Raw genomic sequence first — 26,250 nt, forward strand, 5'->3', positions numbered from 1 at the left:
CACAAAAAAGCGTCAATTCGAGTGTTTTGTCGTAATGAAATGGAGTCAAAATGTATCGAGAATAGCTTTTTTTAACAAATAACCCTTGTCATCCTGAGCTTGACGAAGGGCTCGATACTCTTCTCCTTGAGTCGAAGCACTCGAATTGACGGATTTTTGGTTAAAAAAACATAATAATAGAAAAACAGATAACAAAAGTACGTTGCTAGACGTTTATAATACCCCATTAATCTAAAACAATAGAACAAATGAAAAGGCTATCCATTTTTATACTAGTACTAGTAACCGTGTTCAAAGGAGTGAGCCAGGAAAGCGAAGAAGAGTACCAGAACGAAGAAGAAACACAAAGTGAAGAAGAGGTGCAGGAGGATGAGCAAGGAGATAACAACTACTTTGATATCTATAACTATTTTAGTTTCACTAATGATGAGTATGCCAATGCCATGGATAAAGTGAATGATATGTATCCAGAAGATCAAAATATCCTGAATAAATTGGTGCTAGAAGTCCAAAAAGATAAAGTATTAAAAGATCGCTTATTCGGGGAGTTGATCGCAAAACCCAAAAAAAAGCATCCTTACAAGGGTAAAGACAGCCCGGGGTTTGTTTGTGTCCTAGGTGGTCTTATAGAAAACCAAACAGTATATAATGGGATCGTTAAAGACGGAGGCGCCGAGGATCATGCCAGAAATGCCGCAGCCCTCGCCGAAAGAACTGTGCGGAGAAAATGCGGGATCACCAAAAAAGTGAATAAGGAGGAATAGCACAGACTGTTTCCATATTCTGGTAAACTACCTTGGGGCAAGCCCTTGAGGTATTCGATTGGAAAATAATTTAGATTTCGAGGAAAGCCTTGGGGCGCTTAAATCTCGATTATCGAGTAAATTCGAGTCACAAGTGGTGTTGCACAAATATATCGGCTAAAAACGCAACCTCTCCTACTATTCCAATCCGAGTATAGCTTAAGTTCTTATAAAATGTATATCTTTACCACGCGTTATGCGCACGTTCTTTGGTAGAACCATACTCCATAGTTTTTGAATTTATGTTTAATTAAAAACTATGATTATGAATTGGAAAATTCAAAAACTATTGAATGGTGAGACAATCGTCTCCAAAGAACCCGGTAATTCTATGTTGCCTATTCTTAAATCAAAACAACCTGTGATATTAGAACCCATTAGTTGGGAAGATTGTAAAACAGGAGATATTGTTTTTTGTAAAGTAAGAGGTAGCTGTTTTACACATATTGTCAAAGGCAAAAATGTGAAAAGAGGATTACTAATCGGTAACAACCGAGGCCATCTAAATGGGTGGACCAAAAAAGTTTATTGTAGAGTGGTAGAAATACTGCCCATGTCATAAGAGTAGCGCGATAAGCGCTTTTTTTGTTTATAAATAGTTACATTTCATAGTATATTTAGTAAAAGCCGTTAAATTGAGTGATTTTTCAAAATGACCTCTCGACTGTGCTCGAGATGACATTAGAAAAAATGTATCGCCCCTTCGACAAGCCTGGGTGACAAGTAATTTTTTAATGCTCAATCCATTTTTTATCAAATCAAAATGCCCACACGCAACCGAGGAAAAGAAGCTAGTGATGATCGCCTATTTGGGGATCCAAAAATGCAGCAAAAAATAAAAGAAGCAGCCAAAGATATGTGCTACTTACTTTCTCGTGGTTTTGCCGAAAAATCATCAATACAATCAGTGGGTAATCGTTATAAACTTAATGCCAGACAACAAAAAGCATTGCAAGGCATGAGTGCTAGCGAGCAACAGATCACATTGCGAAAAAAAACAACCCTATTCCCCGAGCAATTAAAAGGTCGGGATGTAGCGATAGATGGGTTTAATTTGCTAATTATTCTCGAGAGTGCTTTATCGGGTGCCTACATCTTTAAAGGCCTGGATGGGTATTATCGAGATGTATCGGGGGTGCACGGCACGTATAAACGGGTTCGCAAAACAGAAGAAGTGATTTTAATGATAGGAAATGTTCTTACTACATTAGAAGTACCATCGGTACACTGGTATTTTGATGCCCCGGTTTCTAATAGTGGCAGGCTAAAAACGATACTTCGTGAGATGGCAGAACAAAATAACTTCCCCTGGGCGATCGATTTGGTGAATAATCCAGATAAAGTACTGGCAGCATGCAATCAAGTTGTGATAAGTTCTGATGCTTGGATATTGGATCGGGCGCAGAAAAACTTCAACCTTGTTACATATCTGTTAGATCATTATATCAAAGATGCAAATATCATTTATGCCGAATAATATTTTAAAATAAGGTTTCCCTAACTCAAAATTACCGTTTACTCATTCTTCCTTCTATAAAACGTAATAACATTTTACTTTTGGGTATATACCTATTAAAATTAAATTGTTGGATGTTGGAGGAATTAATTTTTTAGGTTGGTTAGTTGTGAGAAACGGATACGGCAATGGGGTAGTCGTGTCCGTTTTTATGTACTACGTATTTCTAAAAGTAAATTATAGGGTAATACTAAAAAAAGTGAAATCGAGCTAAGAAAATTTTCTTGTCTTCGATACAATTTTCTATCGAAAATCACTCTGACTGACGAAAATTTTCATACCGAGTTTGATGAAGGGATGATACAATTTTTCTTCATTTCATTTTAAAAGATCACTATAATAGTAATAAAAAAGAGCTTCTCATCACATAGAAGCTCTTTTTAAGGTTAAAATAAGGGTAGTCAGTCATTACCCTTTTATTAGGATCAAACCATACCATACCCCTAGTACTTTATCTGGTTTGAATACCTAGAGTGTATATAGAAATAATTATTCCAAATGATGAAGTACAATCAAAAACAGCATAAAGTCTTGATTATCATTTGCTTACAATATTTGTTTTGAATACTTCTTTTTTGGGAATTGTAGATATAATATGACCAATTGTAGATATATTCCACAATTTTGGGTACAATACAGGATGGTTTGATTTAATTTATTATGATAATTTTTACATTAGTTTAATCGAAGAGTTTCTACTTTTGACGACATTAATCGACTAAACAACTAGAGTACTACAATATGAAGTATACTACATTACCTAATACAGATATTAAAGTAAGTAAAATATGCCTTGGAAGTATGACTTGGGGCGAGCAAAACACCGAGGCTGAAGGGCACGAGCAAATAGAATATGCTATAGAACAAGGGATTAATTTTATTGATACCGCAGAGTTGTATTCTGTTCCTTCAAAAAAAGAAACACAAGGGAGTACAGAAAAAATTATAGGTACCTGGCTTAAAAAAACTGGAAAAAGAAATGAAGTGGTGGTTGCATCTAAGATTGTTGGACCGGCTCCATTTACTGCACATATTAGAAGTGGTAAGTTTACTAAAACTGAAATCGAAGACGCTATACATAAAAGCCTGCAACGGTTACAGACAGATTATATTGACTTATACCAATTGCATTGGCCAGAACGACAAACCAACTATTTTGGTAAGCTAGGTTATACTCATGACGAGAATGATGCCTGGACAGATAATTTTGCTGAAGTGCTTCATCATTTAGAGGGTTTTATAAAAGAAGGTAAAATAAGACAAATAGGAGTATCTAATGAAACGGCTTATGGGGTAATGCGTTATGCTGAAGAAGCCCGGAAGGGAGCAGCAAAAATGATCACGATTCAGAATCCATATAATTTGTTAAACCGAAAAGATGAAATAGGGTTAACAGAGGTGCTTCATCGTGAAAATATAGGGCATTTACCATACTCTCCTCTTGGTTTTGGCATGTTAACGGGTAAATATTTAGAAGAAATTCCTAAAAACTCTAGAGTAGATCTGTTTCCAAATTACAATCGTTATATGAAAGAGAATAGTTATAAAGCAACTAGAGCTTATAATGACATTGCTAAAAAACATGGGCTTAGTTTAACTCAAATGGCGTTAGCATTTGTTAATGATCGCCCTTTTGTAACGAGTACAATTATTGGAGCAACATCTTTGGATCAATTAAAAGAAAATATTGGCAGTATTCATGTTACACTTTCTAGTGAAATTTTAAAAGAGATCGAAGCCGTTCATGAAAATATTCCGAATCCTGCACCGTAAATTAGTAGGAGTTACAAAGAATATTTACTTGTCTTCGATACTATTTTCTATCGAAAATCACTCTGACTGACGCAAATATTCTTTTTAATTCACATTATATTATTTACCCAAACAAATATTCTACAACATCTTCGATTTTGGCTACTAATTGTACCTTAATTTGAGTGTTTTGTAAAGAGATCTTATTGTACTTAGATACAAAGATAGTAGAGAAACCTAGTTTCTCTGCTTCTTGTATTCGTTGTTCTACTTTGGTTACAGGCCGTATTTCTCCTGCCAGACCAACTTCGGCAGCAAAACAATAATCTTTAGGGATAGGAATATCTTCACTAGAAGATAATATGGCGGTAACTACGGCAAGATCAATAGCAGGATCATCGACTGATATTCCACCTGTGATATTTAAAAAAACATCCTTAGCTCCTAGCCTAAAACCTGCTCGTTTTTCTAAAACAGCGAGAACCATATTGAGACGTTTTAGGTTGTATCCAGTTGCGCTGCGCTGCGGTGTTCCGTATACTGCCGTACTTACTAAGGCTTGTATTTCTATCATTAATGGGCGCATGCCTTCTAGAGTAGAAGCGATAGCAGTACCACTTAACTCTTCATCTTTTTTAGAAATTAGAATTTCGCTGGGATTATTTACTTCGCGTAAGCCGCTTCCTTGCATCTCATAGATCCCAAGTTCTGAAGTAGAACCAAAACGATTTTTTAAAGCTCGTAAAATTCGATATACATGGTTGCGATCACCTTCAAACTGCAATACAGTATCTACCATATGCTCCAGGATTTTCGGGCCGGCAATGTTACCATCTTTGGTGATATGGCCAATAAGAAGTACCGGAGTTGCGGTTTCTTTAGCAAATTTGATTAATTCTGTGGTACATTCTCTGATTTGCGAAATACTCCCTGCACTACTTTCTATATAATCACTGTGCAAGGTCTGGATTGAATCTATGATCACAATATCGGGTTCTGTAGCTTCAATTTGTCTAAAAATATTCTGAGTTTTGGTTTCAGTAAGAATTAGACAATTATCTGTTTTAGATTGTATACGTTCTGCACGCATTTTAATTTGCTTCTGGCTCTCTTCTCCAGAAACATACAGTGTTTTATAGGGTAATTTAAGGCTGATTTGTAGTAAAAGTGTACTTTTTCCTATACCAGGTTCTCCTCCTAACAATGTTAATGAACCCGGGACTAACCCACCACCAAGAACACGATTAAGTTCTACATCATCTGTATTGTATCTGGCTTCCTGACTTGTATCAATTTCTGAAATTCGCAGGGGTTTAGCAACTTTACTTGATGCAGGCGAAGACGAAGTACTTTTCCAATCGCTCTTCTCTGCTTTTTGAACGACTTCTTCGGCAATGGTATTCCATTCTTTACATGATGTGCATTGTCCTTGCCATTTGGCATATTGCGCTCCGCAGTTCTGACAGAAAAAAACAGTTTTGGTTTTAGCCATAAAAAAAGTTGAAGTGTAAAAATACTATTATTTAGATGCAAAACTAAAACAGTTTGCATAAAAAAAGACCCTAAAAAAGGGTCTTTTATATTCATGGTTACTGGATAGCTTACCAACCAAAATCTTCTTTGATCTTATTTACTTTATCAAGCATATAGTCTTTTGTTAGAAAAGCAACTTCTGAAAGCTGAAAACCATTTTCGTAGGATCTCATTGCTTTTTTAGGTTCTCCTGTTTGCTCATAAAACATCCCCAGATAATAATGTCCTAACATCGTATCGGGATGTTCTTTTATGGCTAGCTTACCTAAGGGTTCCAGCTCTGACCAGTTTTCATTTTTTTCGATAGCTGTAGATACTGCGATAAAGTCATTGACGCGTATCTGGCGTTTTATCCCATAAAGTTGCTCTGTAGTTCTGTACATATCAACTAGGTAATCGTATGGAGAAGAATCTTCTAAGGTAAGAAGCACTTCTTTATACGTTTTTTTGCTTATAGGACGATACATTTCAAAAATAGCCTCTAGTGCTTTTGGAATTCCTCTTCCTACAAGTGTATAATGTGATGATTCTTCAAAATTATCAAAGAAATAATGCGTTTCTGGGTTCTCTATAGCTTGCAGCTTTTCGTCTAATGCCACAAGATTTTTTTTAATGTTATCGGCATCATTTGTTGCCGTGGCAAGATAGTACCAAATATCCGCCGATGTACTTAATACATTTTCAATACGTTCTCCCATAGGTGGTCCAAATTCTGGGCTTAGACAGATATATCCTTGAAAAATCGGATTGTCTTTAAATAAAAAGTAATTGATGAAGTTGGCGGTATAATCATGCCCAACAATAATTTTTAACTGAGCAGTACGATATGTGTTATTAAGATAAGGAACGAGTTCCTGGCCTATAAATTCAAAAAATTCTGCGCCTTTTTGTGACGGAAGATACTCTGCTACATCATATCTACAATCATCCTCTCTGGTTTTTCGTTGGTTGATTCCAACGACAATGGATTCGGGCATATCTTCCCAGTAAGAAAAGTAATCAACATTTCCGACCACAGGTTCGAATAAGTAGTCTCCATCAAGAACAACGATTAGCGGATATGTTTTTTTAACATTTTTCTTGTAATTACGAGGAAGCTGAATTTTTAACTCTCTGTTCTGATCTAATTTTATAGATCTGAAGGACTCATAAATAACTTGAGCATATCCTGTAGTAGAAAATACGAATGCTATTATAAATATTCCAATTTTTTTCATAAGTATGTGATTATGGTTAAGCACCGAACAATATATAAATTATTTCTCTCTGTTTAAAATAGGAAGGAATAAAAACGATAACGCACCAACAACTATATTTATTGCGGTTTGAGATCCCCATAAGATCCAGCCAAAAGCTTCTCCTGCTGGCTTGTCTATATTAAAAAGCAATAATATTGCTGCTGTAGCTATTGGGAAAGCTCCAATCCCACCATTAGTTGTAGACATAGCAATAGATCCGGCTACAAAAGTTGCAAGCATAGGCCCTATAGATAAATGTGCAGTTTCAGGAACAGTAAATTTGATAACATAAAACATGGCAACATATAATATCCAAATAAGAAAAGTATGGAAAATAAAGGCGCTTCTTTGTTTTATTTTTGAAATACTTTTAATTCCTTCTAAAATCCCATTCCCGAAATTACGAATTTTGACTAGTATTGGGTTACTTGAATTTTTTAGAACTCTTAGAAATAAAACTCCAAAAATTATCAATCCCACCAGAAGAATAAGGGTAATAATCGGGCTTGCTATTTTTTCTTGTAAGTAAGACAATAGAAGTTCTGACTGAAATAATAATGTAATAGCAATGATTGATAAAAGCATTACAGAATCAATAACCCGTTCAGAAATAATGGTTCCAAAAGCTTTTTTAAATGGTATTCTTTCGTAAGTCGAAATTGTACCCCCTCTAAGAATTTCTCCCGATCTGGGAATACCCATATTGCATAGATATCCCGCCATAACAGCCATGTAACTATTGGATAATTTGATCGAATATCCCAAGGGTTCTAGCAAAAATTTCCAACGATATGCTCTCGAAAGATGAGACGCAATACCCATTAAAACAGAGATAATAATCCATTTTGGATCAGCTTCAGAAACATATTGAAGTGTTTTTTGTCGTTCTTCGGGTGTAGCAGAAGCAATAGAATACCAAATTAAAAAAACTCCCAGGGCTAGTGGGAGTATAATTTTTAGAAACTTTACAAGTTTAGCGTTCACTTTTTATTTTAATAGATTGTTTTCCTCATTTGGGAAAAGAAGTTTTGGTTTGAAGTTTTTTGCAACTTCAATATCCATCATAGCATATGTAATTAATATTAGCACATCTCCTTTTGCTACTTTTCTTGCAGCAGCTCCATTTAAAGTGATTTCTCCGCTATTTCTAGGTCCAGGAATAGCATAGGTCTCTAGTCGCTCACCATTATTATTATTTACAATCTGTACTTTTTCGCCTTCAATAATATTAGCGGCATCCATTAGATCTTGATCAATGGTTATGCTGCCTATATAGTTTAGGTCGGCACCGGTGACTTTAACGCGATGAATTTTTGATTTTACTACGTGTACAAGCATGTTACAAAGTTAGTTATTTTTAGTTTAGGGCAATGTTATCTATAAGTCTTATTTTTCCTGCAAATACGGCAATAAATGCTCGATATTTAGTATCTTTTTGTTTTCTTTTTATGGATTTTAAATCAGAAACCTTTGCAATTTCAAAATATTCCAGCTCTAGCTCGGTATTGTTTGCAAACTGCTCTGATACCCATTCACTTAAGACATTAGCACTTTTTGTGCCAAAGTCTTTTCTTACCTGTTTTAATGTTTTATAAATTAGAGGCGAAGCAGCACGTTGGTTCTCGCTAAGTCTTTTATTTCTGGAACTTAACGCTAAACCGCTTTCTTTTCTGTATATCGGACAACCGATTATTTGTACTGACATCTTTTCAATTTCAACTAACTTTTTAACAATCTGCAGCTGCTGAAAATCTTTTTCTCCAAAATATGCTCTTGTCGGGGATACTATCGTAAATAAATGCTTTAACACTGTTCCTACTCCATCAAAATGCCCTGGCCTAAATTTCCCTTCCATTTCATTTTCAAGGCCTTTAAAGTTATAATTAATAGATTCGGTTCGATCACCATAAACCTCATTGGCTGTTGGAGCAAATACAATAATCTCTTTTGATAATTCTGACAAAAGTTTAACATCAGAATCTAAAGTTCTGGGATAATTTACTAAATCTTCTGTGGCATTAAATTGAGTTGGATTAACAAAAATACTCACGATAACCACTTCATTTTCTTTAAATGCACGTTCTACTAATGCAAGGTGTCCTTTGTGTAAAGCGCCCATAGTAGGCACAAAACCAATGGTTTTTTTTTGTTTTTTGAAAGTTGCAACACTTGTTGTTATGTCTAGTCTTTTGTCATGTACTTGCATCACTATGAAACTTAAAGGGGTGCAAAAATAAGATATTACTGGCAGACTGCATAAATTTTCGTAATTTTGCAAAATTAATTCCAAAAGGAGGACGACAAAAGTATCGACTATATGAAAGATAAGAGGATATTGTATGTATCATCAGAAGTAATACCCTACCTGCCAGAGACCGAAATTTCATCCATGTCTTTTGAAGCACCAAGAATGGTAAATAATAAAGGCGGTCAAATAAGAATTTTCATGCCTAGATATGGCAATATTAATGAAAGAAGACACCAGTTGCATGAAGTGATTCGTCTTTCGGGTATGAATTTAGTGATTAATGATTTAGATATGCCCCTTATTATAAAGGTAGCTTCTATTCCTAAAGAAAGGATGCAAGTTTACTTTATTGATAATGAGGATTATTTTAAAAGGAAGGCAACATTAACTGATGAAGAGGGTAATTTGTTCCCAGATAACGATGAACGAGCAATTTTTTTTGCTAAAGGTGTTATCGAAACAGTTAAAAAGTTAAACTGGTCTCCAGATGTGATTCACGTGCATGGATGGTTAGCTTCTCTTTTGCCTTTATATTTGAAACACTATTATGCTAACGAGCCACTTTTTGGCCATAGTAAGATTGTAACTTCGGTATATGGTGGCGGTTATGAAGGTACACTGGATAAGAATATGATGGGGAAAGTGAAATTTGATGGAATTGAAGAAGGAAAAATCAGTGATCTAGCCAAACCAACATATGTTAATCTTATGAAGGTAGCTGTAGATAATTCTGATGCAATCATTGTAGGTTCTGAAGAAATTCCAGATGAGCTTACAAAACATCTTAAAAGTATAGACCAACCCGTTTTAGAATATAAAAAACCAGATGAATTTGCAGATGCCTATGAAGCCTTCTATGAGACAGAGGTTTTGGTGTAAGCAAAGTTAATTATTTATGAAATGAGTATGTCTAAAAATTTAGATGTGCTTAGAAATAATTAGTATGCGAATTCCGTTCTCGTACTTAGAGATACCTAAGTATGACTATTAAAAAAGAATAGACAAAAATTGATGAAATTGATAAACGTAGTAACAAAAATATTAGCTATAGTAGCTATTGTTTTTACAATTGTATCCTGTGATGATGATTTTAATTCGGTTGGAAGTGAAATTTTAGGAGATGTTAATTTTGAGGATAAGCAATACCTTTCTAAACCAATTGCTTTCAATAAAAAGTTTGAAAGAGTACAAACAAATAGCTTGATCAGCTCTGTACAGGGTACCCAAGTTAATTTTCATGCTAATATATTGGGGGTGTATAATGATCCGGTGTATGGTGAATCTGTTTATTCTATATTATCTCAAGTGCAGCCGCTTATATTTCCTATAGCTTTTGAAAGCAATGCAGTTTTAGACAGTGTGGTTCTTAATTTACCATATTTCAGTACACTTACAGATACTCAAACTAACGATCAAAATCAGGTCACTAGAAATACATATACATTGGATTCGATTTATGGAAATCAACCTATTAAACTATCCATATTTCAATCTGATTATTTTTTAAGAAATGTTGATCCGCTCTCTACAGAAAGTCAGAGGTATTATTCTAATGATATCCAGAGTTTTGGATCGGCAATAGAGAAAGTAGAAAATCTGTTATATACTACGGACTCATATGTACCATCGGCTTCAGAAATCGTTTTGGATGTTAAGGATGAAAATAATAATGGAGCTGTAATAGATTCTACTAGAGTTACGCCAAGACTAAGAGTGAAGTTTTCAGACGAAATTAGAGATAAGTTCAAGGCACAATTTTTAGATAAAAGTGGTAGTACAGAATTAAGTAATCTTAATAATTTTCTAAATTATTTTAGAGGAATCTATTTTAAAGTAGAAGCCCCAACAAGTGGTAATGGAAGTTTAGCGTATTTTAATATGCGAGGCGGTACTATAACCCTTCATTATACTTTTGATAAAGTAGATACACAAGATGAAGATGAAGATGGTGATACTACCGAAACCATTAGAGAAAAGGGAACTCGTGACCTAGGATTTGCAAGTAATATTATAAATTCGATAACAACAGATATTAATGCATCTATTGCAGCCGACTACTTAAAAGATCAAGATTCGATTAATGGAGAGCCTAATTTGTTTTTAAAAGGAGGAGATGGTTCATTTGCCGTACTTGATTTATTTAACAGATATGTAGAAACCGATGGAAACGGAAATTTTGTGTTAGATGAGAATGGCAACCCAATTTTTAAAGATACTCCTGCAACCATTACTGCTAATGATAAAACTGAATTAGATTTTATTAGAGCACAAGATTGGTTGGTTAACGAGGCTAGTATCAAGGTATATGTTGACCAAGGTAATGTAGCATCGGGGGATGCCGAACCAGAAAGAATTTATATCTTTAATGTAGAGACTGGGCAACCTCTTATTGATTATGGTTCTGATGCAACACGTAGTGATGATGATCCAGTAAATTCAATTACAAATCATTTAGGAAGAATTAGTCGCGATTCTGATGAAAAAGGAGAGTTTTATAAAATAAGACTAACACAATATATGATCACCTTATTGGATGAAGAAGAAGTAGATAATGTAAAACTTGGATTATCTGTTTCTCAAAACGTAAATAGTACAGTAAGCACATTCGGAGATACCCCTTTAAAAAATGATGAGATCATCCCCACCTCGTCAATAATTTCTCATGAAGGAACAATCCTTTATGGAAACACGAACAATGTTCCAGAGGCAAAACAATTGAAACTGGAGATTTTATATACAGCATCAAAGGACAACTAACAAACAACACTTAAAACTTAAAATTATGTGCGGGATAGTAGGGTACATAGGATATAGAGAAGCTTATCCAATTGTGTTAAAAGGATTAAAAAGATTAGAGTATCGGGGGTATGACTCAGCAGGAATTGCTCTTTATGATGGCAAGGACATCAAGCTGTCAAAAACCAAAGGTAAGGTAGCAGATCTTGAAGAAAGATTAACAAAAGAAATAAGTACCGAAGGAACAATAGGTATAGGACACACCAGATGGGCAACGCACGGTGTGCCTAACGATGTGAATTCGCACCCACATTACTCCAATTCAGGAAATCTGGTTATTATTCATAATGGAATTATAGAAAATTATGAATCACTTCGCAAAGAATTACTAAAAAGAGGGTATAATTTTACATCAGAAACAGATACAGAAGTATTGGTTAATTTAATTGAAGATGTAAAAACTAAAGAGAATGTAAAGCTAGGTAAGGCGGTGCAAATAGCTTTAAATCAAACAGTAGGAGCATATGCAATTGCCGTTTTTGATAAACAAAAACCTGATGAGATTGTAGTTGCGAGATTAGGTAGCCCTTTAGCTATTGGAGTGGGAGAAGATGAATTTTTTATAGCTTCTGACGCTTCACCCTTCATTGAATATACTAATAATGCAATATATCTTGAAGATGGTGAGATGGCCATTATTAGAAGAAATAAGGAAGTTAAGGTAAGAAAGATTAAAGATGATAGTTCGGTAGATCCATACTTGCAAGAGTTACAAATTAATTTAGAGCAAATAGAAAAAGGGGGTTATGATCACTTTATGTTAAAGGAGATCTATGAACAACCTAATGCTATTAGCGATACGTATAGAGGTAGGATGAGAGTTGCAGAGGGGATCATAAAAATGGCTGGGATTGATGATAATTTGGCAAAACTTCTTAATGCAAAACGTATTTTAATCATTGCTTGCGGTACTTCTTGGCATGCCGGTTTGGTTGCAGAATATATTTTTGAAGAATTAGTGCGTATTCCTGTCGAGGTAGAGTATGCTTCAGAGTTCAGATACCGAAACCCTGTAATACACCAGGATGATGTTGTAATTGCAATATCGCAAAGTGGTGAAACTGCAGATACTATGGCCGCGATTAAACTTGCTAAAGAAAGAGGTGCTTTTGTATTTGGAGTATGCAATGTGGTAGGGTCTTCTATTTCAAGAGAGACACATGCCGGAGCCTACACTCATGCAGGGCCAGAAATTGGAGTTGCTTCGACCAAGGCATTTACTACTCAGATAACAGTACTGTCCTTAATTGCTTTAAAACTAGCAGAAAGAAAAGGAACCATAACTAATAGTGATTTTCATTATTATTTGCAGGAATTAGAAAGAGTTCCTGAAAAAGTAAAACAGGCATTAGAATCTAATGAACACATAAAATTTATAGCGGAGACTTATAAAAATGCAAAAAATTTCTTGTATTTAGGTAGAGGTTATAATTTCCCTGTTGCGTTAGAAGGAGCATTAAAACTTAAAGAAATATCTTATATCCACGCCGAAGGATATCCTGCGGCTGAGATGAAACACGGGCCTATTGCACTTATTGATGAGCATATGCCAGTGGTAGTAATCGCTACTAAAAAAGGACATTACGAGAAAGTAGTAAGTAATATACAGGAAATCAAGTCGAGGAAAGGAAAGATTATAGGAATTGTCACTGAAGGAGATGTTACTGTAAAAGGTCTTGCGGATCATGTAATTGAAATACCTGAAATCGAAGAGTTTTTGACACCGCTGCTTACCACAATACCATTACAGTTGTTATCCTATCATATAGCTGTAATGCTTGATAAAAATGTAGATCAACCAAGAAATCTAGCTAAATCTGTAACAGTAGAATAATTATTTATTTATTAAAGGAATCAAAAAAGAGTGCTTGTGAAAGGCACTCTTTTTTTGTGGTAACAATAGTAATAGATGTTTTAATTGGCGATTTTTTCTATATACATATGATGTGTTGTTCTGCGTAAATAGTAGGGTTTAATGACATTTACGGTTTTCACACTATATTAGTACGTGATGTAGATTAATTGGTTAAATCTAGATTATTTTGCTTAGCTTTATGTGTAAGTATGTAAAAATCAGGTTTTTGCTTAAAAATAATGTTAGGGAATTTGAAGCTTTTTTTTTAATTCTAAACAAAAAAGATTCGGTAAAGAACATTTTTTTACGATAAAACGCACTTTTTCTTTGTTTTTAGCTAAAAAGGTTTAATTTTGCTTCCCAAATGTTAAAATTTAATTATGCTTGCATAATAATTCACTAATTTTAATTTTAAAAATTAATCTACTTATGAAAACAATTACACTAGTTTTAATGCTTTTTGTTGGCGCTATCGGTGTTTCGCAAAATGTAGTAAACGGTAGGGTTATAGATGGTTTTGATGAACCAATCCCTGGCGTTAGTATTACAGTAAAGGGGACCGATGTTACTACGATTTCTGATTTTGACGGAAATTTTTCTTTAACAACAGATAAGGATTATCCATTTACATTAGAAGCAACAAGTATTGGTTTTGACCCTACTACAACTGTTGTTACATCAGACACAAAAGATATTACAATTGTTTTAGAGGATATTACTTTCTTAGATGAGTTAGTAATTTCTGCTTCTAGAGCACCAGAAAGATTATTCGAATCACCTGTAAGTATTGAGCGTTTTGGTATTAAGCAAATCAAGAATTCTACAGCTGCAGATTTTTATGGAGGTTTAGAAACCATAAAAGGTGTAGATATTAATACGAATAGTTTAGTACTTAAATCTGTTAATACTAGAGGTTTTGCAACATTTGCAAATACACGTTTTGTACAGCTAGTCGATGGTATGGAAAATACAGCTCCTATATTAAATTTCGTTTTAGGAAACTTAGTAGGTATGAGTGAGCTTGATGTTAACAATATAGAATTATTACCTGGTGCATCTTCTGCATTATATGGTGCGAATGCATTTAACGGTATACTTTTCATGAATAGTAAAAACCCTTTTGATCACCAAGGTATAAGTGCCTATGCTAAAGGAGGAATTACTTCTCAGGAAGCGGCTGGTGATAATGAGTTTTATGATGTTGGTATCAGAATGGCACACGCTTTTTCAGATAAGTTTGCAGCTAAAGTAAATTTCACCTTTTTAAATGGTACAGATTGGCTAGCGGCTGATTTACAAGACTTAAACAATCCTGGTGCAACCAGATTAGATCCAGGATATGATGGATTGAATGTATATGGAGATGTTGTTGCTCAAACTTTAGATAGAGTTGGTCAACAATTAGTGGCTGTTGGAGCTTTAGACGCAACTTCAGCAAGTTTTTTACCAAATACACTTGTAAGTAGAACAGGATATACAGAAGCAGACCTTAGTGATAACACGGCAGAAAGTTTAAAGTTTGATACATCATTACACTACCGTCCATTTGCAGATGATTTTGAGATTATCTATAATGGTAAATTAGGTAGAGGTACTACAGTAACTCAAGATGCAAACAGAACTTCATTACGTAATTTCTTTTTACAGCAGCATAAATTAGAGATAAAAAATGATAACTTCTTTGTAAGAGGATATATTACAGATTCAGATGCTGGAGACTCTTATGATATAAGATTTACAGGTATTAACCTTAACAGAGTATGGAAGAGTGATAACCAATGGTTTGGCGAATATGCAGGAGCTTACCTTCAGGCATTGGCAGCAACAGGATCAGAAGAACAATCTCATTTAGTTGCAAGAGGAGTTGCAGATACTGGGCGTTTAATCCCTGGTACGCCAGAGTTTGAACAAGCTTTTAATAAAGTAACTTCAAATCCAGATCTAACCGAAGGTTCTAGATTTCAGGATGAATCTAATTTTAGACATGCAGATGCAAACTATAATTTTAGTCATGTTACCGGAGATTTTGCTGATATTCAGGTCGGAGGATCTTTTAGAGAATATAAGCTAAACTCTTTTGGTACTGTATTTACAGATGTTGATGGGCCAATCAAATATTCAGAATATGGTGTATATACACAGATTCAGAAGAAACTATTAAATGAAGAAAGATTAAAACTTACGGGATCTGTACGTTACGATAAATCTCAGTTATTTGATGGTAATTTTTCACCAAGGGTATCTGTAAGTTATACTTTTGGTCCTAATAAAACGCGTAACCTTCGTGCTTCATTCCAAACAGGATTTAGAAATCCTACAACACAGGATTTATATATTGGTTTAGATATTGGTGCAAATTCTTTAGTAGGTTCTGCTCCTGATAACTTAGACAGATATGTGATAACCGACCCTTCAGGTAATACAATAACTGGTAGAGATGCTTACGAAAACTCATACTCGTTAAGTTCTGTGCAAGCAGGTGCTCCAACTCCTGCTAATATTGATATTGTACAGCCAGAAAAGATTACAGCATACGAGGTAGGATATAGAGCACAGTTTGGATCAGTAATCTTAGACGGTAGTGTGTATTATAACCAGTATCAGGATTTTATTGCTAACGAGAACGTTGTTGTTCCTGGAGTTGGTAATGTTAATGGTACACCTGCAGAACAACAAGCGGCTTTACTTGCAATTTCAGATATTCAAACTAGAAAAGTATTTGTTGCTTCTACGAATTCTGATGTTGATATCAATTCTTATGGTTTTATAGCAGGAGTTACTACTCAGGTTAATGGTTTTGATTTAGGAGTAAACTATACGTTTGCAGACCAAGATTTTGATCAAAATGATGATCCGAATTTTAGAAGTGCGTTTAACACACCAAAGCACAAAGCAAAAGCATCTATAGGTAAAGATGATTTATTTGAAAACTTTGGTTTTAGTGTTGATGGTATTTGGAGTGATGATTATTTCTGGGATGCTGATTTTGGTAGTGGAGAAATTCCTTCATATACCGTAATTAATGCTCAGATCAATTATAGAATTCCTTCTCTTAAGGCGAAATTAAAAGTTGGTGCAAATAACTTAGTAGGAGATGAATACTTTACTGCAATTGGTTCAGGATTCATAGGTTCTCAATATTATGTAGGATTGATTTTTAATAATCTATAAGACAATACGTTAATCTTTTAACACATGTTTTAAACCTGTCTGATTTATCAGACAGGTTTTTTGTTTTTAAAACACTATAAAGTTACTCGTAGCCTAAATTATCAATACCGCTATTTTAAAGTTTTTTGGCTTGTAAAAAAACAAAGGTTTAACATATTTATTAAAAAATTCATAAAAAAACGTATATTGTTCTCATAACTATAAAATATTGGGGCATGAGAAAAATTACATTAGTGGTAATGCTGTTAGTAGGTGTTATCGCTACTGCGCAAACAACAATTAAGGGTAAGGTGGTAGACGACAGTGATCAACCTATCCCCGGGGCAAACATAGCACTAAAGAATGCTGGAGTAGGTACTGTCACAGATTTTGATGGTCTTTTTTCTTTGACTGTCGAACAATCACCACCTTTTACTATTAATGTTACTAGTATAGGTTTTGAGGCCACCTCGGTTGTGATTTCTTCTGATACAAGCGATTTAAACATTGTATTAAAAGAAGGGACAGAACTTGATGAGGTAATTGTATCTGCCTCAAGAACACCAGAACGTATTTTTGAATCTCCTGTAAGTGTGGAGCGTTTTGATATTAAAAAGATCAAAGCAACTCCTGCCGCTGATTTTTATGGAGGACTTGAAGCTTTAAAGGGAGTAGATATTAATACGAACAGTTTAACCTTTAAATCTGTAAATACCAGAGGTTTCGCAACATTTGCTAATACACGTTTTGTACAATTAATAGATGGGATGGATAATACCTCTCCTGCTCTTAATTTTGTTATTGGTAACCTTATCGGTATGACAGAATTAGATGTTAATAGTATAGAACTATTACCTGGAGCATCATCTGCTCTATATGGTGCCAACGCTTTTAATGGTATTTTGTTTATGACCAGTAAAAGCCCTTTTGATCATCAAGGTATTAGTGCATATGCCAAAGGAGGTATTACCTCGCAAGAAGCGGCTGGAGACAACGAATATTATGATTATGGTATAAGAGTAGCACATGCATTTTCTGATAAATTTGCAGCCAAAGCCAACTTCGCTTATCTAAGAGGTACAGATTGGTTTGCAACGAGTACAGTAGATGTTTCTGATAATCAGGTTACTGGTACTAGACTAGACCCTGATTATGATGGGCTTAATGTTTATGGAGATGAAGTAAGTACTAATATTAGAGGAGTCGGTGAAGTATTAGTAGATAGAGGGATACTTCCTGCTGGTGCTGAAAACTTATTACCAGACTCAAACGTAAGTAGAACAGGATATTTAGAAAGTGATTTAAATAATTACGAGGCAAAAAGTATCAAGTTTGATGCTGCACTACATTATAGACCTTTTGCTAATGACTTTGAAATTATATATCTAGGAAAAGCAGGTAGTGGAACAACTATTTATCAAGGTGCAAATAGATATTCTATTCGTAATTTCTTTTTACAGCAACATAAATTAGAGGTTAAGAATGACAACTTTTTTGTAAGAGGTTATATTACAGCCGAAAGTGCTGGAGATTCTTATGATTCTAGATTTACGGGAATTAACATTAATAGATCATGGAAAGATGATCAAACTTGGTTTGGAGAATATGCAGGAACATTTGTTCAAGCTACTTTAGCAGGGCTATTACCAGAAGCTGCTCATGCACAAGCCAGACAAGTAGCCGATACCGGGCGTTTGCTTCCTGGTACAGTTGGATTTACCAATGCATTTAATCAAGTTATTTCTGACCCTGATTTAGCTACGGGATCCAAATTTCAGGATGCTACCCAGCTAAAGCACGCAGATGTAAACTACAATTTTAGTCATATTACTGGTGATTTTGCTGATATTCAAGTCGGAGGATCTTTTAGAGAGTATAAATTAAATTCTTCGGGTACTATATTTACAGATATTGATGGCCCAATTCGCTATTCAGAATTTGGGATATACACCCAGGTTCAAAAGAAATTTGCAGACGATAGAGCAAAAGTAACTGCTTCGGTACGTTACGATAAATCAGAACTGTTTGATGGTAATTTTTCACCTAGATTATCATTAGGATATACAGTAGGTCAGGATAGAAATCATAATATTCGTGCTTCTGTGCAAACAGGATTCCGAAACCCGACTACCCAGGATCTTTATATTGGATTAGATGTAGGTAGAGCTGTATTAGTAGGTTCTGCAGAAGATAATTTAGATAGAGATGTTAGAACATTTGATGACGTTAGTGGTGAAGGCCGAAGTATTCTGGGCTCCAATACAGTTACTATAGTAGGTAGATCTGCTTACGAAAATTCTTTTTCAGCCAGTTCGGTACAAAATGGAGCTCCACAAGCCTCTACTGCAAGTACTGTTGATCCAGAAAAAATTCTTGCCTTTGAACTTGGATATCGTGGTAAGGTAGATAAATTTATTATTGATGTAAGTGGTTATTTTAATCAATATAGTGATTTCATTTCTCAACAAAACGTTATCGTTCCATACTATGGTCAGGTGGGAGATCAAAGTTTATCATTATTGGCGTTACAAAACGATGATTTTAGAATTTACCAGGCATACACGAATTCTAATGTCGATATAAAATCCTATGGAGCCACTATAGGAGTTAATGTTAAGTTGCCTATGGATTTTGACCTTGGGGCGAATTACACGTATGCAAAACAAGATTTTGATGAAGAAGATGATCCTGATTTTATGGCTAGTTTTAATACACCAGAGCATAAAGTGAAAGCAACTTTTGGTCATACAGACTTGTTTAAAAACTTTGGATTTAATACAAGCTTTAGATGGAGTGATGATTATTTCTGGGAAGCTTCATTTGGAAATGGAGATGTTCCTTCTTTTTCTGTCTTTGATGCACAGGTAAATTATAAAATTCCAAAATTGAAAACTACCCTAAAAGCAGGGGCAACTAATATTGGCGGTGATGAATATTTTACAGCATTTGGTACTGGATTCATAGGATCTCAATATTACATAGGTTTATCAATTAATAATTTATAATAAAGATTATAACAAAGAAATTAAGATATGAGATGAGCATAATTAAAATTCTTGAGTGTAGTAGTAGAAAATGATCATTATGCGAATTCCATTTGACAATTAAAAAATAAATAAAAATAAAACAAATGAATACTCAATATAAATGGCTGCTAATCCTACTGGTTTTTGGGTTTATAGGTTGCGAATCAGACGATGATGCTCCTGTAACAGAGGCAGAAGTGGCAATTACCTCAGGAACTGCAGATTTCTCAAAATTTGTTGCTTTAGGAAACTCTTTAACTGCAGGTTTTACAGATGGAGCCTTGTTTATAGCAGGACAAGAAGATTCTTATCCCAAGATTTTAGCTCAACAATTTGCTAAAGCAGGAGGTGGAGAGTTCACACAACCTTTAATGAATGATAATATAGGAGGGGTGTTGTTAGGAGGAACTCAAATTCAAGGGCCAAGACTCTATTTTTATAGTGATCCAGACCCTGAGCCACCAAATTTATCTGGTCCAACACCGTTAGGAATTGTTCCGCCAACAGATTTCGAAGCAGAAAACCCCACTACAGATATTACAAGTCCGTTAACTGGTTCTTTTAATAATATGGGTATACCAGGAGCTAAAAGTTTTCACCTCGTAGCTCCGGGATATGGAGATGTGGCTGGAGTACCAGTGGGAACAGCAAATCCATATTATGCAAGAATAGCTTCTAGTGCTACATCTACTGTGTTAGAAGATGCGATGGCACAAAACCCAACATTTTTCTCGTTGTGGATTGGTAATAATGATGTGTTAGGGTATGCGCTATCCGGTGGAGAATCAGATCCGGGCATGGCAGATCCTATTACCGATATAGGAACCTTTACTAACGTATATAATACATTAGTCTCCACCTTGACTTCAGGCGGAGCAAAAGGGGTAGTTTTTAATATTCCAGATGTAACATCTATAGCACATTTTACAACAGTTCCTCATAATCCTATTCCGTTAGATGCAGCAACTGCTGCTGGGGTAAATGGAGCCTATGCTGCTTATAATGCAGGTATTGTAGGGGCTTTTGCCTTTTTGGTAGGTAATGGTGCGATAACACAAGAAGAAGCAGATCTCGAAATTGCAAAAAGAACGATCACGTTCGTAGCAGGAGAAGGAAACGCTGTGGTTATCTTAGATGAAGATTTAACAGATTTGACAGGTATAAATATGGCCTTGGTGCCAATCAGACAAGCTACTGCCGATGACCTTTTAGTACTGCCTGCAAGTAGTTTTATCGGAACTCAGGTTGTCCCAGGAAACCCATTAACTACAAATGGAGTTGCAATTCCTTTAGCTGATAAGTGGGTCTTAACCCCAGAAGAACAAGAAGAAATAGCTACAGCTACAACAGCATTTAATGCAGTTATAGATGCTGCTGTACAACAAGAAGGTTTAGCCTTTGTAGATGCTAATGGATTCTTAAATGAGGTTTCTGAAGGAGGAATTCAATATGATGAATTCTTAATACAGGGCAATTTAGTGTTTGGTGGCTTATTTTCTTTAGATGGAGTACATCCAACAGCTAGAGGTTATTCATTTTTGGCTAATGCTGCCTCTGAAGCAATTAATACCACTTATGGTTCTACCTTACCAATGGTAAAAGCGGCTGATTACCCAACTTTTTATTCGCCGTTACTTCGGTAGAAAATAAAACATTCTAAAAGCCCATTTGATATATCAAATGGGCTTTTTTATACAATTTCTTGAGTAGTTTGAGGTATATATTTCCTTTCTATAAATTGAAAATAGATAGTGAATGCGAGTGAAACAATCAGATACGCAATAATTGTATAAGACGCTCCATTTAATAAGGAGTCTATCCCGAACCAACCATTCTCTGTAGTAATGAGAAACAATCCGATCCCTACCTTAATAACCTCGGCATATATCGAAATAATATGGCGATCCATTAAAGAGGTGTATGCAAAAATTGAAATAGCTAAAAAAATAGCGTATTTAATAATTTGAATAAATTCGAGATCACCAAAACTGATCAATAAATAGTACATTAAAACCAGAGTGGCTGTTAATTGTATCCATGACCATAGTTTTAGGAATAACGAACTCTCAGTTTTATATTTCTCTCTGGTATAGGGATCTGTGATAATATGAATAGGGTATTTTTCTTTTACATCATCTGGCCTCCATCCTGTTGGCATGTACCATATTCTTATCTTGTCCCACCAGTTTTTTGTCCTCCATGCATCTTTTAGTATTCCCCATGCATGCATAAAATTGATCAAAAAAGGATTCCAGGTGTTTACGGGTTTTTTTACACCATATACAGGAGGTTTTTCTGGAATTTCTTCCTGAAAGGTTCCAAAAAGTTTATCCCAAAAAATAAATATCTGGGAGTAGTTTTTATCCAAATACTCATTGTTAATGGCATGATGTACCCTGTGATGAGACGGCGTAACGAGGATGTGTTCTAAAATCCCCATTTTATTTACCAACCGAGTATGATACCAAAACTGAGCAAACAAATGAATAGGAGCAATTAATGCTACAACCTCTGCAGGAATACCCAATAAAGCTAATGGGATATATAAAAAGAAATAAATAGAAATTATAGCCGAAACACTTTGTCGTAGAGCACAAGCTAAATTAAACTCTTCACTACTATGATGTATGATATGCCGGTTCCAGAATAAATTTATGGTATGATTAAAACGGTGTGACCAATAGCCTACAAAATCTAAGCCTATAAAAGTTAAAAAATACACCAAAACAGATGATTTAATTTCAATTAAGGCCATTTTATCTACTAGCCAATCATAACTTATAATAATTATAGCGAGACCTGTAAGACTTCTTAATGAGTCTGTTATACCAGAACTTAAGCTTGATATCGTATCCATGGCTTCATTAACCGGTATTCCTTTAAATCGGCTAACAAAATACTCTATCAAGATAAGAAGTATAAATCCAGGAATCGCATAACTTAATGCAGTTGCGTACGTTTCCATTACTTTCCTTTTGAGTAAAAATACAAAAATTAATGATTCTTTTATTTGGACAATTTCTAAAAATTAGTATATTTATACTAAAATATAAAATTAATTAGTACGTATATACTGTACATTCTATTATTATGGCAGATACAAAGTCAGAAATCATTAAACATGCAGTTATTCTTTTTAACAAAAAAGGATTTTTTAATGTGAGCATTATGGATATAGCAAATGCTATAGGTATAAGCCCTGGTAATTTTACGTATCATTTTAAAAAGAAGGAGATTTTGCTATCTGCTATTCAGAAAGAAATTATAAATAACTCTGTTGATATCATGCCTAAAGGGCAATATGTTACTTTAGATCATTTTGAAGAAATGTTCAGAAAATTCTATGCTATCCAGCAGCGGTACAGCTTTTTTTTTCTAGACATATCATACCTTATAGTAGAGTATCCTTCTATTATGGATGGGTATAAAACCGCTACAAAAGAGAGATTTGCAGATGCAAGAAAACTGGTAGATCACTTTATTGCATCAGGTAGATTGCTAGCAGAGAGTGATCGAATAGATTATAACATTGTTATTCATAATCTTTGGATGGTAAGTACCTTTTGGACCACAAGTACTGCACTAATTGATAAAAAAAACAGTGCTTTATTAAAGGACTCCCCTATTGAGGCTTTATGGGGGATTTTGTCCCCGTACCTTACTAAAAAAGGATATGATGAATATCAAGAGATAGTTCATTTTAAAAATAGAAAAACAAATACAATTTTTAAAAAATAAAATCATGGCAGTACCTAACCCTCCTTTAGAGATGTTTCCTGAAAATATTCCGTTACCCCCAAAATTTGAAGATGTAAAACAAGAAAGAGAATATCTAAAAAAGAAGCTCACAGGAGCTTTTAGAATATTTGGTAAATTTGGCTTTTCTGAAGGTGTAGCTGGGCACATTACTGTTCGAGACCCAGAGTATAAAGACCATTTTTGGGTAAATCCTTTCGGACTCTCATTCAATCTAATTAAGCCATCAGACCTATTGCTTGTTGATCATAATGGCAATGTTGTAGAAGGAAAACTTCCATTGAATAGGGCTGCCTTTGCAATTCACTCTCAGGTGCATGAGGCAAGACCAGATGTGGTAGCTGCTGCTCATGCACACTCAGTATACGGCAAAACATTTTCGACACTTGGAAGAGAACTTTCACCAATTACTCAAGACGCATGCGCTTTTTATAAGGATCACGCCTTATTTAATGACTATTCTGGGATTGTAAACGAGCTTGAAGAAGGTAAAAGAATTGCCAAAGCTCTTGATGATAACAAAGCTGCAATACTTCAAAATCATGGTTTAATTACTGTTGGGCACTCAATAGATGAGGCCGCTTGGTGGTTTATTACTATGGAACGTAGCTGTCAGGCACAGTTACTTGCAATGCAAACAGGCGATAAATTAATTGAGATAGATCATGAAACAGCAATGAAAACACGAGCAGAACTTGGCTTCCCTATTGCTGGATATTTTCAATTTCAACCTATGTGGCAGGATATAAGTGCATCTTTAGATTTCATAAGAGTGTAAACAAAAAGAAATGCATTCCTGTTACCTACTAAATCAAAAAGTAACTTCTGTTATATTGTATTACAGTATTTTGACTATAAAAAGAGACTGCAAAAACATGTATTTCTTGTCTAAAAAAAAACAAAAGAAAATGAGTTATTTTTTTCATTTTAAAAGACTATATTTGCAGCCTGAAAAAAGGTCGTATTCAATATCATAGAATACATCTCTTTTTAATATAGTTAAATACTAAACATTAAATAGTTATATAATGTCTAAAGTTACAGGTAAAGTATCTCAAATTGTAGGTCCGGTTATCGATGTAGAATTCGTAGCGGGTACCGAATTACCAAAAATTTATGATTCGTTAGAAATTAACAAAACAGACGGTAGTAAAATAGTGTTAGAGGTTCAGTCTCACATTGGTGAAGATACTGTGCGTACTATCGCAATGGATTCCAGTGATGGATTAAGCAGAGGAATGGAAGTTGTTGGAACTGGAGCTCCAATCCAAATGCCAATTGGTGGGGATGTGTACGGACGTCTATTTAATGTAATTGGAGATGCAATTGATGGTCTTGGAGATCTTCCGAAAGAAGGAAAAGATGGTCTTCCTATTCACCGTCAAGCACCTAAATTTGAAGATTTATCAACTTCTACAGAAGTTTTATTTACAGGGATTAAAGTAATCGACCTTATCGAGCCTTACGCAAAAGGAGGTAAAATTGGATTATTTGGTGGTGCCGGAGTAGGTAAAACAGTATTAATTCAGGAGTTAATTAATAATATTGCAAAAGGTCACGGTGGTCTTTCTGTATTTGCAGGAGTAGGAGAAAGAACTCGTGAAGGAAATGACCTTCTTCGTGAGATGTTAGAGTCTGGAATTATCAAATATGGTGATGATTTTATGCATTCTATGGAAGAAGGAGGATGGGATCTTTCTAAGGTTGATAAAAACGTAATGAAAGAATCTAAAGCTACATTCGTATTCGGACAAATGAATGAGCCACCAGGAGCACGTGCTCGTGTTGCACTTTCTGGTCTTACGATTGCAGAATATTTCCGTGATGGAGCTGGAGACGGACAAGGAAAAGACGTACTTTTCTTCGTAGATAATATCTTCCGTTTTACACAAGCAGGTTCTGAGGTATCAGCACTACTTGGTCGTATGCCATCTGCGGTAGGGTACCAACCTACATTAGCAACAGAAATGGGTGTGATGCAAGAACGTATTACTTCTACAAAGAAAGGATCTATTACATCTGTACAAGCAGTTTATGTACCTGCAGATGATTTAACGGATCCAGCACCAGCAACAACATTTGCTCACTTGGATGCAACAACCGTATTATCTCGTAAAATTGCAGAGCTTGGTATTTACCCAGCAGTGGATCCATTAGATTCTACTTCAAGAATTCTTACAGCAGATATTCTGGGAGATGAGCACTATAATTGTGCACAACGAGTAAAAGAGTTATTACAACGTTATAAAGAATTACAAGATATTATTGCTATCCTTGGTATGGAAGAATTATCTGAAGAAGATAAATTAGCGGTAGGACGTGCACGTCGTGTACAACGTTTCTTATCTCAGCCATTCCACGTAGCAGAGCAATTTACGGGTATCCCGGGATGTTTAGTAGATATCAAAGATACGATCAAAGCCTTTACTATGATTATGGATGGTGAATTAGATCACTTGCCAGAAGCAGCATTTAACCTTAAAGGAACAATCGAAGAAGCTATCGAGGCTGGTGAGAAAATGTTAGCTGAAGCGTAAATTAGTATCCAGTAAGCAGTAGCAGTAATCAGTACTGCAA

The 26,250-nt window shown here is 35.0% G+C and carries 19 protein-coding genes; 13 read left to right on the forward strand and 6 right to left on the reverse strand.

Going from position 1 to position 26,250, the window contains the following annotated elements; translation table 11 throughout:
• Nucleotides 1-248: 248 nt before the first annotated feature.
• The 4 genes from ABW637_RS04485 (at nt 249) to ABW637_RS04500 (ending at nt 4,092) form a co-directional block, all read left to right on the forward strand.
• Nucleotides 249-764 (forward strand): hypothetical protein, encoded by a 516-nt coding sequence (locus tag ABW637_RS04485; protein ID WP_367583436.1) that lies wholly within the window; start codon nt 249-251, stop codon nt 762-764.
• A 304-nt stretch (nt 765-1,068) separates the two neighbouring features.
• A complete protein-coding gene (locus ABW637_RS04490) occupies nt 1,069-1,365 on the forward strand; it encodes a hypothetical protein (RefSeq protein WP_367583437.1) in 297 nt (98 codons plus the stop codon).
• A 201-nt stretch (nt 1,366-1,566) separates the two neighbouring features.
• Nucleotides 1,567-2,280 carry a DUF434 domain-containing protein gene (locus ABW637_RS04495; protein ID WP_367583438.1) on the forward strand — a complete coding sequence of 238 codons (714 nt, stop codon included), beginning with the start codon at nt 1,567-1,569 and terminating at the stop codon, nt 2,278-2,280.
• Nucleotides 2,281-3,060: 780 nt separating this feature from the next.
• Nucleotides 3,061-4,092 carry an aldo/keto reductase gene (locus ABW637_RS04500; protein WP_367583439.1) on the forward strand — a complete coding sequence of 344 codons (1,032 nt, stop codon included), beginning with the start codon at nt 3,061-3,063 and terminating at the stop codon, nt 4,090-4,092.
• Between the two features lie 103 nt (nt 4,093-4,195).
• Here ABW637_RS04500 and radA read toward each other — a convergent pair whose 3' ends face one another.
• From radA to panC, 5 genes are all read right to left on the reverse strand, one after another.
• On the reverse strand, nt 4,196-5,563 hold the full coding sequence (radA, locus tag ABW637_RS04505; RefSeq protein ID WP_367583440.1) for a DNA repair protein RadA: 1,368 nt from the start codon (nt 5,561-5,563) through the stop codon (nt 4,196-4,198).
• Between the two features lie 109 nt (nt 5,564-5,672).
• The gene (locus ABW637_RS04510; protein WP_367583441.1) at nt 5,673-6,821 is read right to left on the reverse strand and encodes an alpha/beta hydrolase; all 1,149 of its coding nucleotides are present in this window, start codon (nt 6,819-6,821) and stop codon (nt 5,673-5,675) included.
• A gap of 39 nt (nt 6,822-6,860) precedes the next feature.
• The gene (locus ABW637_RS04515) at nt 6,861-7,826 is read right to left on the reverse strand and encodes a lysylphosphatidylglycerol synthase transmembrane domain-containing protein (protein ID WP_367583442.1); all 966 of its coding nucleotides are present in this window, start codon (nt 7,824-7,826) and stop codon (nt 6,861-6,863) included.
• A 3-nt stretch (nt 7,827-7,829) separates the two neighbouring features.
• On the reverse strand, nt 7,830-8,180 hold the full coding sequence (panD, locus tag ABW637_RS04520) for an aspartate 1-decarboxylase (protein ID WP_367583443.1): 351 nt from the start codon (nt 8,178-8,180) through the stop codon (nt 7,830-7,832).
• Between the two features lie 19 nt (nt 8,181-8,199).
• Complete coding sequence (gene panC / locus ABW637_RS04525; protein ID WP_367583444.1) at nt 8,200-9,048, reverse strand: pantoate--beta-alanine ligase; 849 nt, start codon at nt 9,046-9,048, stop codon at nt 8,200-8,202.
• Nucleotides 9,049-9,159: 111 nt separating this feature from the next.
• Between panC and ABW637_RS04530 the strand changes: the two genes are divergently transcribed.
• The 6 genes from ABW637_RS04530 to ABW637_RS04555 all read left to right on the forward strand — a co-directional run bounded on the left by ABW637_RS04530 (nt 9,160) and on the right by ABW637_RS04555 (nt 21,560).
• The gene (locus ABW637_RS04530; protein ID WP_367583445.1) at nt 9,160-9,969 is read left to right on the forward strand and encodes a glycogen/starch synthase; all 810 of its coding nucleotides are present in this window, start codon (nt 9,160-9,162) and stop codon (nt 9,967-9,969) included.
• A gap of 132 nt (nt 9,970-10,101) precedes the next feature.
• Nucleotides 10,102-11,847, forward strand: a complete 1,746-nt coding sequence (gene bamH, locus ABW637_RS04535) for a BamH family beta-barrel-assembly machinery protein (RefSeq protein ID WP_367583446.1) — start codon at nt 10,102-10,104, stop codon at nt 11,845-11,847.
• A gap of 25 nt (nt 11,848-11,872) precedes the next feature.
• Complete coding sequence (glmS, locus tag ABW637_RS04540) at nt 11,873-13,720, forward strand: glutamine--fructose-6-phosphate transaminase (isomerizing) (RefSeq protein WP_367583447.1); 1,848 nt, start codon at nt 11,873-11,875, stop codon at nt 13,718-13,720.
• 450 nt (nt 13,721-14,170) lie between these two features.
• Nucleotides 14,171-16,912, forward strand: a complete 2,742-nt coding sequence (locus ABW637_RS04545) for a TonB-dependent receptor (protein WP_367583448.1) — start codon at nt 14,171-14,173, stop codon at nt 16,910-16,912.
• Nucleotides 16,913-17,127: 215 nt separating this feature from the next.
• Nucleotides 17,128-19,896 carry a TonB-dependent receptor gene (locus ABW637_RS04550; RefSeq protein WP_367583449.1) on the forward strand — a complete coding sequence of 923 codons (2,769 nt, stop codon included), beginning with the start codon at nt 17,128-17,130 and terminating at the stop codon, nt 19,894-19,896.
• 125 nt (nt 19,897-20,021) lie between these two features.
• The gene (locus tag ABW637_RS04555) at nt 20,022-21,560 is read left to right on the forward strand and encodes a G-D-S-L family lipolytic protein (protein WP_367583450.1); all 1,539 of its coding nucleotides are present in this window, start codon (nt 20,022-20,024) and stop codon (nt 21,558-21,560) included.
• A 47-nt stretch (nt 21,561-21,607) separates the two neighbouring features.
• On the opposite strand, the gene ABW637_RS04560 is transcribed toward ABW637_RS04555, so the two are convergent.
• Nucleotides 21,608-22,882 carry a sterol desaturase family protein gene (locus ABW637_RS04560; RefSeq protein ID WP_367583451.1) on the reverse strand — a complete coding sequence of 425 codons (1,275 nt, stop codon included), beginning with the start codon at nt 22,880-22,882 and terminating at the stop codon, nt 21,608-21,610.
• Nucleotides 22,883-23,007: 125 nt separating this feature from the next.
• Here ABW637_RS04560 and ABW637_RS04565 point away from each other — a divergent pair, with 125 nt between their 5' ends.
• The 3 genes from ABW637_RS04565 to atpD all read left to right on the forward strand — a co-directional run bounded on the left by ABW637_RS04565 (nt 23,008) and on the right by atpD (nt 26,210).
• Nucleotides 23,008-23,655 carry a TetR/AcrR family transcriptional regulator gene (locus tag ABW637_RS04565; RefSeq protein WP_367583452.1) on the forward strand — a complete coding sequence of 216 codons (648 nt, stop codon included), beginning with the start codon at nt 23,008-23,010 and terminating at the stop codon, nt 23,653-23,655.
• A gap of 4 nt (nt 23,656-23,659) precedes the next feature.
• A complete protein-coding gene (locus ABW637_RS04570) occupies nt 23,660-24,451 on the forward strand; it encodes a class II aldolase/adducin family protein (RefSeq protein WP_367583453.1) in 792 nt (263 codons plus the stop codon).
• Between the two features lie 250 nt (nt 24,452-24,701).
• A complete protein-coding gene (gene atpD, locus ABW637_RS04575; RefSeq protein ID WP_367583454.1) occupies nt 24,702-26,210 on the forward strand; it encodes a F0F1 ATP synthase subunit beta in 1,509 nt (502 codons plus the stop codon).
• Nucleotides 26,211-26,250: the final 40 nt, after the last annotated feature.

Origin of the sequence: Aquimarina penaris (genome assembly GCF_040786285.1) — a bacterium.
In the GTDB taxonomy this organism is placed as follows: Bacteria; Bacteroidota; Bacteroidia; order Flavobacteriales; family Flavobacteriaceae; genus Aquimarina.